Source organism: Pseudomonas sp. GD03862 (assembly GCF_029840855.1).
Lineage (GTDB): Bacteria > Pseudomonadota > Gammaproteobacteria > Pseudomonadales > Pseudomonadaceae > Aquipseudomonas > Aquipseudomonas alloputida.
Genome location: NZ_JAOCDI010000054.1, coordinates 1 through 12,679, shown reverse-complemented (window position 1 = coordinate 12,679; position 12,679 = coordinate 1). Strand labels below are relative to the sequence as shown.

Genomic DNA, 12,679 nt, shown 5'->3' with positions numbered 1-12,679 from the left:
CGTGTCAGATACGGCGTTCGCTGTTTTGCCAGTAGGCGTCACGGATCAACCGGCGCACCACCTTGCCGTTGGGGTTTTTCGGCAGCTCGCTGACGAAGTCCACGGCACGTGGTTTCTTGAAACCGGCCAGGGCCTGGGCGCAATGTTCGATGACGTCCTGCTCCTGCAGGGCCATGCCCGGCTTGAGCACGATCACCGCCCGCACCGCTTCGCCCCACTGCTCGTCGGGCACCCCCACCACCGCCGCCTCGAACACCTGCGGCATGCTGTAGAGCACCTGCTCGACCTCGCTGGGGTAAATGTTGAAGCCACCGGAAATGATCATTTCTTTCTTGCGGTCGACGATGAACACATACCCCTGCTCATCCACCGTGGCCAGGTCGCCAGTCAGGTAGTAGCCGTCGCGCATCACCTCGGCGGTGAGGTGGGGGGCGCGCCAGTAGCCCTGCATGATGTCCGGGCCCTTGACTACGATTTCGCCCACCTCTCCCGGCTGGACGTCCTGGAAATGGTCGTTCACCACGCGCAGGTCGGTCTCGAAGTAGCAACGCCCGCACGAAGCCAGGCGCCGGTAGTCGCCGCCCTCGCACAAATGGTCCTGTTCGGTCAGGACGGTTACCAGCGAGCAGGTCTCGCCAGCACCGTAACCCTGGGCCAGGATCGGCCCGAATACCTCGATGGCCCGCTTCACCAGCGCTGGTGCCATCGGCGCGGCACCGTACATCACCAGGCGCAAGCTGCTCAGGTCGTAGCGCTCGACATCGGGGAAGTTGACCAGGCGATTGATCATGGCAGGCACCAGGAACAAGCGGGTTACGCCTTCGCGCTGGATGGTCTCGAGCAACAGCTGGTCGTCGTAGCGCTCCAGCAGCAGGTTGCAGGCACCGACCGCCAGCAGTGGCATCAGCTGCATGCCGCTTGCATGGGTGATAGGGCCGACGTGAGCCATCACGTCGCCCGGGGCGGCGCGACGGGTCGGGCTGGCGAGGCTCTTGCGGATAAGCGCCTTGCGGTTGCCCACGCTGAGCATCGCAGCCTTGAGCACACCAGAGCTGCCAGAGGTGTAATGCAAAACGGCAAGGGCATCGTCAGGCAGGTCGCAGCTGATTGGCTGGCTACTGCCTTGGGCCAGCAGTGCGGCATAGGTGATGTCACCGCCCCGCTCACCCAAGGTCACGATCAAGCGTAACGCAGGTACCTCCTGCCTGCGGGCCAGCAACGCCTGGGCGAGTTGCGCATCGGCGATCAGCGCGACACTGCAGGCGTCGTTGAGCACCTGAATCACTTCATCCGGTGCCAGGCGCGCATTGACCGGTACCTTGACCAGGCCGGCCTTGTAGAAAGCCACCTCTGCTTCCACCAGTTCGGCGCGGTTGGGCGCCAGGATGGCGACATGCTCGCCCGTGGCGATGCCCTGTGCCAGCAAGGCCGAGGCCAGCTGGTTGGCCCGCTGTTCGAGCTGAGCGAAGGTCAGCCGGGTGTGGCGGTCGATCACCGCCAGACGTTCAGGCCAGTATCTGGCACTTCGACTGGATAGGGTTCCAAGGTTCACGTTGTTGTTCTCGTCGACGGTTAAGACCCGATCGATGCTAAACAGCGTGAAGCCGGGGCAAGTAATACCAGTTGCGTATGCACGCCATAACAGATTGCGCTGGCACTGATGGGTTGACGCCCTGAGGCAAGGATGACACATCGCTTGCATATGACACCTTGTGTCATTATGATCAACGCCGTGTCCTGGCGTCGCCTCCACGCCGATCAGCCATCCCTAGTCTCAACCCCCTGCAGGTACCGCCCATGACGACCACCATGCACACCCCCAAGGACCAGCTTGTCAAACTCGCCCAGCAACAGATGCTGACGGCGCTGACCGACAACACCTACACCGTGCGACAAAAGCTCGCCCTCACCTGCCGTATCCTGTTCGACGGCGGCCACGACTCTGGCTTGGCCGGGCAGATCACTGCGCGTGCGCAGGAACCTGGCACCTACTACACCCAACAACTGGGGCTTGGCTTCGACGAAATCGCCGCTTCCAACCTGCTGGTGGTGGACGAAGACCTGACGGTGCTGCAAGGCCATGGCATGGCCAACCCGGCCAACCGCTTCCACAGCTGGCTGTACCGCGCCCGCCCCGACGTCAACTGCATCATCCACACCCACCCGCTGCACAGCGCCGCCTTGTCGATGCTGGAAGTTCCGCTGGCCATCTCGCACATGGACCTGTGCCCCCTGTTCGACGACTGTGCATTCCTCAAGGAATGGCCCGGTGTACCGGTGGGCAACGAAGAAGGCGAAATCATCGCGAACGCGATTGGCGACAAGCGCGCAATCCTGCTTTCCCATCATGGCCTGCTGATCGCTGGGCGTTCGATCGAGGAAGCCTGCGTGCTCGCCCTGCTGTTCGAGCGCGCAGCAAAGATGCAACTGCTGGCCATGGGCGCCGGTGACATCCGCCCCATCCCCGAAGCACTGGGCAAAGAGGCCCACGACTGGATTTCCACCCCCAAACGTCACGGTGCTGCCTTCAGCTACTACGCGCGCCGTGCCTTGCGTGCCCATGGCGACTGCCTGGGCTGATCGAAGCTGTACTCTTTCCTCAACAACGGCAAAGGTGCCTGGTCATGTCTACACCTGTAATTCGCGGCGTTATCGGCTACACCATCACTCCCTTCACGGCAGACGGCACACTCGACCTGGATGCCTTGGGCACGTCCATCGATAGCCTGATCGCAGACGGCGTGCACGCCATCGCGCCGCTGGGCAGCACCGGCGAAGGGGCTTACCTGTCCGATAGCGAATGGGAAACCGTGGTGCGCTTCAGCCAGGCACGCATTGCCGGGCGCGTACCCAGCGTGGTCAGCGTCTCCGACCTGACCACCGCCCGCACCGTGCAGCGTGCCCGCCTGGCACAGGCCTGCGGTGCTACGGCAGTGATGGTGCTGCCCATCTCTTACTGGAAGCTCACCGAAGCCGAAGTGGTCGCCCACTACAAGGCGGTCGGCGCCGCCATCGACATTCCGATCATGCTCTACAACAACCCGGGCACCAGCGGCACCGACCTGTCGGTGGAGCTGATCCTGCGTATCCTCGGCGAAGTGCCCAATGTGACCATGGTCAAGGAAAGCACCGGTGACATCCAGCGCATGCACCGCCTGTTCACGGCTACAGATGGGCAGGTGGCGTTCTACAACGGTTGCAACCCGCTGACCCTGGAAGCCTTGGTGGCCGGCGCCACGGGCTGGTGTACCGCCGCGCCCAACCTGATCCCGGCACTCAACCTGGCGCTGTGGGACGCCGTACAACAAGGCGATCTGGCCGAAGCCCGTGCGTTGTTCTACCGCCAGTACGAGCTGCTGGAGTACATCACCCGCCGTGGCCTGCCGACCACCATCAAGGCCGGCCTGAAAATGCTCGGCCAGGATGTCGGCGCCCCACGCCTGCCCCTGCAGCCGCTGGATGCGCAAGGCAGCAACCACCTGAAAAACCTGCTGGTGGCGCTGACCAACTGATGCCCAAACCTGCCCGGCAGCCTGTCGCTGTCGGGCAGCCTTTTTCTTCAGGAACAGCCTTGGGCTGCGAACGGGCCAATGACGCTGCAGTCGGATTACCCCTTCGCCGCACAAAACTGCTCCTCATCTGACCATTACCAGAGGCAACCATGGACGCGCCTGCTCAAAGCTCTGCAACCCCGCTCAGGCTGACAGACATCCTTCACCCGGTGATTGCCGGACTCGTTTCGGTGATCGTCAACTACGGCGGCACGTTCATCCTGGTGTTCCAGGCGGCCAAAGTGGCCGGGCTGAGCCCGGAGCTGACATCATCGTGGGTCTGGGCGGTGTCGATCGGCGTCGGCCTCAGCGGCCTGGCATTGTCCTGGTACAGCCGCGAGCCGGTCATCACAGCCTGGTCCACGCCAGCCGCCGCGTTCCTGGTCACCGCCCTGGCCAGCGTGCCCTACAGCGAGGCCATAGGTGCCTACCTGCTGTCGGCCGCCGGCTTCGTGGTGCTGGGGCTGAGCGGGTGCTTCGAGCGGCTGGTGCGCGTCGTGCCCGGCGGCATTGCCGCCGGCCTGCTGGCCGGCATCCTGCTGCAGTTCGGCATCGGTGCCTTTGCCAGCCTGTCGGTCGACCCCACCCTAGCCGGGTTGCTGATTGCAGCGTATGTGACCTTCAAACGCTTCACCGCCCGTTACGCCGTGGTCGCGATACTGCTGCTGGGCCTGGGGTACCTGTTGCTGCAGGGGCAAGTGGGCCTGACCACGTTGCGGCTGGAATTTGCCTCACCGGTTTTCACCGCGCCCACCTTCTCCCTCAACGCGGCCCTCAGCGTGGCCCTGCCATTGTTCCTGATCACCCTCACCGGCCAGTACATGCCCGGCATGCTGGTGCTGCGCAACGATGGTTTCAAGACCAGCGCCAACCCTATTGTCGCCGTCACCGGCATGGGCTCGTTGCTGATGGCGCCCTTCGGTTCACACGCGTTCAACATCGCGGCCATCACCGCGGCCATCTGCACCGGCAAGGAAGCCCATGAAAACCCGGACAAGCGTTGGGTGGCGGGTATCGCTGCCGGTGTCTGCTACATCCTCGTCGGGGTGTTCGGGGTCACGCTGGCGAGTGTCTTCATGGCCCTGCCGGGCACCTTTATCACCACCCTGGCGGGCCTTGCCCTGCTGGGCACCATCGGCGCCAGCCTGGCCAGCGCCCTGGCCGATGCCCGTTCACGCGAGTCAGCACTGATCACCTTCCTGGCGGCGGCGGCCAACATCAGCCTGTTGGGCATTGGCGGGGCTTTCTGGGGCCTGGTCATTGGTCTGCTGGCCCATGTTGTCCTGAACGGTCGCCTGCCCGGTTTGCGCGGCGCCTCCCGCTAAGCGAGCTTTCCACCACCTTGCCGTGCGCCAGGGGCGCACGCTGTTCAACAGGTATCGACATGCCCCACGCTGGCCCCAAGCTGCTGACCCAAATTGCTGCCGTGCACTTCGTCAGCCACGTGCACATCATGCTGATCCCGGCGCTACTGCCCGTGCTGCCCAGCCTGCTGGGCGTGGGCTTCGTAGAGCTGGGCGTAGCCCTGGCGGTGTTCAACATCGTCTCCGCGCTGGTACAGGCCCCGCTGGGTTATGCCGTCGACCACTATGGTGCACGTAAAGTGCTCAAGGCCGGGCTGTTGCTGGGCAGCCTCAGCTTCGTGCTGCTGGCGGCCAGCCCCGGGTATGCGGTATTGCTGGTGGCGATGGCCATGGCTGGCCTGGCCAATGGTGTGTACCACCCGGCCGACTATGCGCTGCTGGCCAACGGCATCGAGCCCGCACGCCTGGGGCGGTCGTTCTCTATTCATACCTTTGCCGGTTTCCTCGGTTCGGCCGTTACCCCAGCCGTATTTCTCGGCATCGCCGCAGCGTTCGGCACGCGGGCAGCCCTGGCGGCGGGCGCGGTATTCGGGGTAGCCGCGTTGCTGCTGATATCGATACCCGGCAGCGGCGTGTACCGGGTCGCCAGGCCTGCCAACCCACAAGGCGCAGGCCCGGCCGCAGCAACAGGCCGGGTACGCTTGTTCACACCCATGATCGGCGTGCTGACGGTGCTGTTCATCCTGCTCAACCTGAGCACCAGTGCCATCGAGAAGTTCTCCGTAGCCGCCCTGGTCCAGGGCCAAGGCCTGACACTGGCCTGGGCCAACGCCGCGCTCACCGCTTTCCTGCTGAGCAGCGCAGCCGGCGTGCTGTGCGGGGGCGCTTTGGCCGACCGTACCCGGCGCCATGGCCTGGTGGCGGCACTGGCCTTCGCGCTGGCGGCTGCGCTGACTGCACTGGTGGCGCTGGGGCTGCTGCAGGGCTGGGCATTGGTGGTCGTACTGGGTGCCATCGGCTTGCTCACCGGGGTCATCGCCCCATCACGGGACATGCTGGTCAAGGCGGCGGCGCCACCCGGGGCCGAGGGCAAAACCTTCGGCCTGGTGTCGACCGGGTTCAACGTCGGCGGTGCCATCGGGCCGGTGGCATTCGGCTGGATGCTCGATCAGCGCCTGCCCAACGGGATTTTCATCGCATCGGTGGTGTTCATGCTGCTGACGGTGCTGCTGACCCTGGCACAGGAGATGTATTCAGCCAGAAGGCGCGCGACTGAACAGCTGGCGCGCGCCCTGTAGGCCCGGTGCAGCATTGCCAGGCCAGGATCAGTCATTCATTGCGCCGGGTTGGCATGCACCACGCGCCCGCCTGCCCCCGGCCGATTGACGAACAGCACATCAAGCACACTGTTGCGCAAGCCCTTCAGGGCGTTCCAGTTCGCTGACGCATGCACGTATCTGTCGCGCAGCAACCGCTGTTCTTCCTCGCTCAACCCCACCTGGCCAGTTTCCCCCAAGGCGAACGCATGCAATTTGCGGCTGATGCCCGACAACTCATCCGGCAGCCGATGCTCTGCCTGCGCCCCCAACGGGGCAAACGGCACGCCAGCGCGCACCGCCAACGCCCGCATCACGCTCAAGTACACCCGGGACAAGTGCCCCGCCACGTGCCGCTCCCGGTACACCGCCGCATAGACCTGCTTTTGCGCCTCGTCCCGCCGCCCGCCCGCAATCGGCTCCTCCCAGGTCATCACTTGCGGCCTGGGTTCGCCCATATCGGCAAACGTCGAAGCCAGCAAGGCACTCACCTTGGCATGTACGCGGCACTGCTCGACACGCGTGCCGGCAGGCACGCACTGGGACTGCGGCTTGCACAGCAGCACCTGCTCCAGAAGGGTCTCCGGGTAACCACCCCCAATATTCGAGTGCACGCCCGGCAGCACGATGTCGTGGCCACTGCGCACCAGGGGGAAGTTATGCCGCCGCTCGTCCTCGGCCACCAGCTGCACCACGTGCCGGGCAATATCCGCACCCAGGCCCAGGCGCAGGCCACCGTGGCGGCCGTCTGCAGGGTCGAAGTCACCCTGTAAGGGCGCGATGATCGCCGCCACGGTGTCGAACAGGCCGATAAAGTTGATCGAGGTTTTGCACGCCAACGACAACAGCCCGCCCGCGCCCTCGTGCAGCAGGTTGGCCAGATGCCGCACCGCTGCCGCGCCGCGGCTGAAACCGAAAAGATCGAACTCGACCCCTTCCAGCGTCGCCTGCGGATGCGCCTGGCGCCATGCCTGCAGTTGCTCGGCCATTCCCTGCAACGCCTCGGCAACCCGGGCCTCGGCCCCTGTGCGCCCATGCCCGGTGGCCGAGGCGTAGACATGGTCGGCTTCACCCGCCAGCGTGCCCACGCCTTCCACATAGCGCTTCAAGAACGCCTGCGGCCCGTCGGCATAGACCGCATCAGCCGGATACAACGCATGCAACAGGGCCACATTGCTCAAGGCGTTGCCATAGCTGCCGCCCTTGTCACCCTGCTCACCCTCCGCCGTGGCATTGTGCAGGTTGTTTCCGGTGCCATCGAAGAACACGCCAAAACGCAGGGTGACCGGCGTAAGGTTTGCCGTGCTGGCGCTGCTCATTTTCATCATCGTGCCTCCTGCTTGTCCGAAAAGCACAAGCAGGCGCCAGCACGCCGTCACGGACCATCAGGCAAAGGCCAGCCATGCGTGGGACATTTCTTTGCCCGCAGGCCCGTCTGCAACGATAAATTTACCCGCCGCCATTGGTGGTCGCCCCCCCGGATAGATTAAAGTATCCCCCCTTGCCAAGGCTGCTGCCTCGCGCCGCCTCAGGCCCCCTACCAGGAACCGTCGCCGATGGAACACCGTGAAGCGCTGATCGCGCTGCGCACTTTTCTTTCTACCCAGATCCTAGGCCAGGAAAAACTGGTCGAACGGCTGTTGATCGTGCTGCTGGCCGACGGCCACATGCTGGTCGAAGGGGCACCGGGCCTGGCCAAGACCAAAGCCATCAAAGAACTCGCAGAAGGCATCGAAGCGCAGTTCCATCGCATCCAGTTCACCCCCGACCTGCTCCCGGCCGACATCACCGGCACGGAGATTTACCGCCCGGAAACCGGCAGCTTCGTGTTCCAGCAGGGGCCTATCTTCCATAACCTGGTGCTGGCCGACGAAATCAACCGCGCACCGGCCAAGGTGCAGTCGGCGCTGCTCGAAGCCATGGCCGAGCGCCAGGTCAGCGTGGGCCGCAGCACCTATGACCTGTCGCCGCTGTTTCTGGTCATGGCCACGCAGAACCCGATCGAGCAGGAAGGCACCTACCCGCTGCCCGAAGCCCAGCTCGACCGCTTCCTGATGCATGTAAAAATCGGCTTCCCCGACGCCGCCGTAGAGCGGCGTATCCTGGCGCAGGCTCGGGGTGAAGCCCTGGGCGGCGAGACCAAGCCTGAGCGCCGGGTCAGCCAGCAGGCCATCTTCGCCGCGCGCAAGGAAATCCTTGGCCTGTACATGGCCGACGCAGTGGAGGAATACCTGGTGCAGCTGGTCATGGCCACCCGCACCCCGGCCAAGTTCGACACCGAGCTGGCCGACTGGATAGCCTACGGCGCCAGCCCGCGTGGCTCCATCTCGCTGGACCGCTGCGCGCGTGCCCATGCCTGGCTGGCCGGGCGCGACTTCGTCAGCCCCGAAGACATCCAGGCCGTGCTGTTCGACGTTCTGCGCCACCGCATCATTCTCTCCTTCGAGGCCGAGGCGGCAGGGATCGACCAGGACCGCGTGGTCCAGCGCATCCTCGACGTCGTCGCCGTTGCCTGAACCCATGCCCACTGCGCAGCTGGCCGAACACGGCATCCGCATTGGCCTTGCCGAGCTGATCGACATGCGCCACCGCGTGCGCGAAATCCAGCTGTTTTCCAAGCCCGGCCAGCGCAGCCCACTGGTGGGCCTGCACCATTCCAGGCTGCGCGGGCGCGGCGTGGACTTCGACCAGGTGCGCGTTTACCAGGCCGGCGATGATGTGCGCAACATCGACTGGCGTGTCACTGCGCGTACCCAGGAGCCGCACACCAAGCTGTTCCACGAAGAACGCGAGCGGCCGATCTTCATCCTCGTCGAGCAAAGCCAACGGCTTTTCTTCGGCTCAGGGCTGATGTTCAAGTCCGTGCTGGCGGCCCAGGCTGCGGCGCTGTTCGGCTGGGCAGCGCTGGGCCACAACGACCGCATCGGCGGCCTGGTGTTCGGCGACAACGAACACCACGAAATCAAGCCCCGACGCAGCAAACAGAGCCTGCTGCAACTGCTCAACCGCTTGGCAAAGGTCAACCAGTCACTGCACACCGAAGCCATACCCGGGGCCGACAGCCTCGGCCTGGCCCTGCGCCGCGCCCGCGAAGTGCTGCGCCCCGGCAGCCTGGCCATCGTGATCTGCGATGAACGCTCGCTCAGCGCCCAGGTGGAACAGCACCTGGCCATGCTCTCACGGCATTGCGACCTGCTGTTGCTGCCGGTATCCGACCCGCTCGACCACGCGTTGCCCGCCGCCGGCCTGCTGCGCTTCGCCCAGCGCAGTGCCCAGCTGGAGCTCGATACCCTCGACGCCAACCTGCGCCAGGCCTACCGCCAGCAGGCCGAAGCCCGCATCGAGCGCTGGGAGCTGATGGCGCAAAAGCTGAGGGTGGTGCTGATGCCTCTGAGCACGCAAAGTGAAATGGTCGAACAACTGCGCGAGTACCTGAACGCCCAGCGGCCACGGAGCGCGTCATGAACCCGCTCGACCAGTTGCACCCACTGATCGCCCCGGCACCGGTCAGCCTGTGGCCACCCGCACCGGGTTGGTGGCTGCTGCTGGCCGTCCTGCCACTCCTGGGCTGGGGCCTGTGGCGGCTGCGCCGCTGGCGCCCGGGCAAACGCCGCATCGTGCGCGCCGAACAACCCCTGGACCCGGTGCGCCTGGAGGCCTTGGCCGAGCTGGCCCGCCTGCCACGCCCGTATGACGGCGCCCCGGCCGGCGCCTGGCTGCAACAGATCAACGCCCTGCTCAAGCGCCTGTGTCGCAATCACTACCCAGGCGCCAACAGCCACACCCTCAACGGCCGCGAGTGGCTGGCCTTTCTGGATAACCGCTGCCCGGCCGCCGGCCTGACCCGCTGGATGGTACTGGTAGAAGGCGCCTATAAACCCGAGTGCAAGCTCGACGACAAGGCCATCGCCGGGCTCAGCCAAGCCGTCGAAATCTGGATCCGCAAGCATGTTTGAACTGGCCTGGCCGTGGGTCTTCGCCCTGTTGCCGCTGCCATGGCTGGCGCGCCTGCTGCTGCCCGCAGCCGACAGTGGTGAGCCCGTGCTCAAGGTGGGTTTCCTCAACGAGCTGGAAGGCCTGGCCGGGCGCCGCGCGCGGCTCAACCTGCCCACCTGGCGCCAGCAGGCACCGTTCGTCGTCATCTGGCTGTTGCTGCTGTGCGCCGCCGCTCGCCCGCAATGGCTGGGCGAACCCGTGCCGATCGCCGCCAGCGGCCGCGACCTGCTGGTGGCGGTGGACGTGTCCGGGTCGATGGACTTCCCCGACATGCAGTGGCAGAACGAGGACATCAGCCGCCTCGACCTGGTCAAGGCGCTGATGGGCGACTTCCTGCAAGACCGTGAAGGCGACCGCGTGGGCCTGATCCTGTTCGGCAGCCAGGCCTACCTGCAGGCGCCGCTCACCTTTGACCGGCGCACCGTGCGCACCTTCCTCATCGAGGCGCAGATCGGCATCGCAGGCAAGAACACCGCCATCGGCGACGCCATTGGCCTGGCAGTCAAACGCCTGCGCGAACGCCCGGCACAAAGCCGGGTGCTGGTGCTGATCACGGACGGCGCCAACAACGGCGGGCAGATTCACCCGCTGACAGCCGCCCGCCTGGCGGCCCAGGAAGGCGTGCGCATCTACACCATCGGTATCGGCGCCAACCCCGAAGCCAGTGGCACCCCAGGCCTGCTCGGCCTCAACCCGAGCCTGGACCTGGACGAAGCCGCGCTCAAGGAAATTGCCGACATCACCCACGGCGCCTATTTCCGCGCCCATGACGGCGCCGAACTGGACGCTATCGGCGATACCCTCGACCAACTGGAACCAGTGGCCCAGCAACCGACCCAGGCACGCACAGCCCAGGCCCTGTACGCCTGGCCCCTGGCGCTGGCGCTGCTGCTCAGCGTACTGCTGGTGGTGGCCGTGCAGTGGCCCGACAACCTGTTGCAGCGCCTGCTGCGCAAGCCGCGCTTCCTGCAGCCGCACCCGGAATGGCGCCAGCGCTTGAAGCGCCTGCGTTTAAGGAGGCGGCGATGATCGACTTGTGGCCCCAATGGCTGCGCCCGCTCTGGCTGCTGGCGGTTCCCGTGCTCGGCTGGCTGCTGTACAAGCTGTGGCACCGGCGCAAGCGCGCCGGGCGCTGGCAGATGATTCTGCCGCCTGCCTTCCACGGTGTGCTGCTGGGTGGCGGCAGCGGCAGCACCAGCAAACTGCCGTGGGTGGCGCTGGGCCTTGCCTGGTTACTGGTGATCCTGGCGCTGCTCGGGCCCAGCTGGCAGCGGCTGGAAGAAAGCCGTCAGCGCCCGGCCGACCCCCTGGTGATCCTGCTCGAACTGACCCCGCAAATGCTCGCCGAGGACAGCCCGCCCAACCGCCTGGAACAGGCCCGGCGCAAGATCCTCGACCTGCTTGAACACCGCCGCGACAGCCAGACGGCGCTGGTGGTGTATGCCGGCTCCGCGCACACCCTGGTGCCGCTGTCCGACGACCTGGCCACCACCCGCAATTTGCTCGAGGCCATCGACCCGTCGATCATGCCAAAACCCGGCCAGCGTGCCGACCTGGCCGTGCAAAAAGGCCTGGCGCTCCTGGCCCAGAGCGGCCTCGGCCAAGGCCGCCTGCTGCTGGTAGGCTCGGCGCTCAGCGCCGCCGAGCGCCAGGGCATCAGCCAGGCCCTCGGCCGCCAGGGCCCAAGCCTGCTGATGCTGGGCATCGGCAGCCGCGAAGGCGCCCCGGTGCGCCAGGCCAATGGCGAATACCTTAAAGACGACCAGGGCGGCATCCTCTTGCCTCGCCTGGACAGCGCCAGCCTGAAGGGTTTTATCAGCGGCACGGGCGGGCGCTACCGGCACGCCCGCATCGACGACCTCGACCTGCGTGGCCTGGGCCTGTTCGACAACCCGCGGAGCGGGCGCAATGACGGCCAGACCCTGCAACTGGACAGCTGGGCCGACCAAGGTTACTGGCTGCTGATTCCGTTGTTGCTGCTGGCCGCCTGCGCCGGCCGGCGCGGCTGGCTGTTCTGCCTGCCGCTGCTGCTGGCCTTGCCGCAGCCTGGCCAGGCTTTCGAGCTCAACGACCTGTGGCTGCGTCCCGACCAGCAAGGCCAGATGCTGCTGGAGCAAAACCGCCCGGCCAGCGCTGCGCGTCACTTCCAGAACCCGCAATGGCGCGGCATGGCCCTGTACCAGGCCGGCGACTATGCCGGTGCCGCCGAGGCATTTTCCCAAGGCGACACTGCAGCAGCCCACTACAATCGAGGCAATGCCCTGGCCCTCAGTGGCGAGCTGGAAGCCGCCCTGGATGCCTACGAGCAAGCCCTGGAGCGTCAGCCCGACCTGCAGGCCGCGCTGGACAACCAGGCGCTGGTGCAGCAACTGCTGCAGCAACGTGAAGCCAAGGCCGAGGAACAACCGCCCGGCAACGATGCCCAAGACACGCCCGGCAGCGAAACCGAAGGCAACAGCAGCTCGGCCAGCAGCCCAGCCCAAGGCACACCCGGCGACGACCAACAGGCCAG

At 65.8% G+C, this 12,679-nt stretch carries 11 protein-coding genes; 9 read left to right on the top strand and 2 right to left on the bottom strand.

The window, feature by feature from the left end; translation table 11 throughout:
• Positions 1–4: 4 nt before the first annotated feature.
• Positions 5–1,552 carry an AMP-binding protein gene (locus N5D53_RS24525; protein ID WP_033725201.1) on the bottom strand — a complete coding sequence of 516 codons (1,548 nt, stop codon included), beginning with the start codon at positions 1,550–1,552 and terminating at the stop codon, positions 5–7.
• A 245-nt stretch (positions 1,553–1,797) separates the two neighbouring features.
• Here N5D53_RS24525 and N5D53_RS24520 point away from each other — a divergent pair, with 245 nt between their 5' ends.
• From N5D53_RS24520 to N5D53_RS24505, 4 genes are all read left to right on the top strand, one after another.
• On the top strand, positions 1,798–2,580 hold the full coding sequence (locus N5D53_RS24520; protein ID WP_003247249.1) for an aldolase: 783 nt from the start codon (positions 1,798–1,800) through the stop codon (positions 2,578–2,580).
• Positions 2,581–2,624: 44 nt separating this feature from the next.
• The gene (locus N5D53_RS24515; RefSeq protein WP_003247248.1) at positions 2,625–3,512 is read left to right on the top strand and encodes a dihydrodipicolinate synthase family protein; all 888 of its coding nucleotides are present in this window, start codon (positions 2,625–2,627) and stop codon (positions 3,510–3,512) included.
• 149 nt (positions 3,513–3,661) lie between these two features.
• Positions 3,662–4,876, top strand: a complete 1,215-nt coding sequence (locus N5D53_RS24510) for a benzoate/H(+) symporter BenE family transporter (protein WP_104887266.1) — start codon at positions 3,662–3,664, stop codon at positions 4,874–4,876.
• A gap of 59 nt (positions 4,877–4,935) precedes the next feature.
• Positions 4,936–6,153 (top strand): MFS transporter, encoded by a 1,218-nt coding sequence (locus N5D53_RS24505; RefSeq protein WP_104887265.1) that lies wholly within the window; start codon positions 4,936–4,938, stop codon positions 6,151–6,153.
• A 35-nt stretch (positions 6,154–6,188) separates the two neighbouring features.
• Here the strand turns inward: N5D53_RS24505 and N5D53_RS24500 are convergent, their stop codons facing one another.
• Positions 6,189–7,499 carry a DUF2235 domain-containing protein gene (locus N5D53_RS24500; protein WP_279840980.1) on the bottom strand — a complete coding sequence of 437 codons (1,311 nt, stop codon included), beginning with the start codon at positions 7,497–7,499 and terminating at the stop codon, positions 6,189–6,191.
• Positions 7,500–7,727: 228 nt separating this feature from the next.
• On the opposite strand from N5D53_RS24500, the gene N5D53_RS24495 reads away from it, so the two are divergent.
• From N5D53_RS24495 to N5D53_RS24475, 5 genes are all read left to right on the top strand, one after another.
• On the top strand, positions 7,728–8,687 hold the full coding sequence (locus N5D53_RS24495; RefSeq protein WP_003247242.1) for a MoxR family ATPase: 960 nt from the start codon (positions 7,728–7,730) through the stop codon (positions 8,685–8,687).
• A 4-nt stretch (positions 8,688–8,691) separates the two neighbouring features.
• Positions 8,692–9,636, top strand: a complete 945-nt coding sequence (locus N5D53_RS24490; RefSeq protein ID WP_014591862.1) for a DUF58 domain-containing protein — start codon at positions 8,692–8,694, stop codon at positions 9,634–9,636.
• Positions 9,633–10,127 carry a DUF4381 domain-containing protein gene (locus N5D53_RS24485; RefSeq protein WP_010953039.1) on the top strand — a complete coding sequence of 165 codons (495 nt, stop codon included), beginning with the start codon at positions 9,633–9,635 and terminating at the stop codon, positions 10,125–10,127. The genes N5D53_RS24490 and N5D53_RS24485 overlap by 4 nt, the downstream gene beginning before the upstream one ends.
• Positions 10,120–11,196 carry a VWA domain-containing protein gene (locus N5D53_RS24480; RefSeq protein ID WP_010953038.1) on the top strand — a complete coding sequence of 359 codons (1,077 nt, stop codon included), beginning with the start codon at positions 10,120–10,122 and terminating at the stop codon, positions 11,194–11,196. The genes N5D53_RS24485 and N5D53_RS24480 overlap by 8 nt, the downstream gene beginning before the upstream one ends.
• The coding region (locus N5D53_RS24475) for a tetratricopeptide repeat protein (RefSeq protein ID WP_279840979.1) at positions 11,193–12,679 on the top strand (1,487 nt) is incomplete at its 3' end. The genes N5D53_RS24480 and N5D53_RS24475, both read left to right, overlap by 4 nt.

What these genes read in the sequence shown, in the direction of transcription:
- N5D53_RS24520 (WP_003247249.1), top strand. Translation starts at nt 1,798, where the DNA reads ATGACGACCACCATGCACACCCCCAAGGACCAGCTTGTCAAACTCGCC.
- N5D53_RS24515 (WP_003247248.1), top strand. Translation starts at nt 2,625, where the DNA reads ATGTCTACACCTGTAATTCGCGGCGTTATCGGCTACACCATCACTCCC.
- N5D53_RS24510 (WP_104887266.1), top strand. Translation starts at nt 3,662, where the DNA reads ATGGACGCGCCTGCTCAAAGCTCTGCAACCCCGCTCAGGCTGACAGAC.
- N5D53_RS24505 (WP_104887265.1), top strand. Translation starts at nt 4,936, where the DNA reads ATGCCCCACGCTGGCCCCAAGCTGCTGACCCAAATTGCTGCCGTGCAC.
- N5D53_RS24500 (WP_279840980.1), bottom strand. Translation starts at nt 7,499, where the DNA reads ATGATGAAAATGAGCAGCGCCAGCACGGCAAACCTTACGCCGGTCACC.
- N5D53_RS24495 (WP_003247242.1), top strand. Translation starts at nt 7,728, where the DNA reads ATGGAACACCGTGAAGCGCTGATCGCGCTGCGCACTTTTCTTTCTACC.
- N5D53_RS24490 (WP_014591862.1), top strand. Translation starts at nt 8,692, where the DNA reads ATGCCCACTGCGCAGCTGGCCGAACACGGCATCCGCATTGGCCTTGCC.
- N5D53_RS24485 (WP_010953039.1), top strand. Translation starts at nt 9,633, where the DNA reads ATGAACCCGCTCGACCAGTTGCACCCACTGATCGCCCCGGCACCGGTC.
- N5D53_RS24480 (WP_010953038.1), top strand. Translation starts at nt 10,120, where the DNA reads ATGTTTGAACTGGCCTGGCCGTGGGTCTTCGCCCTGTTGCCGCTGCCA.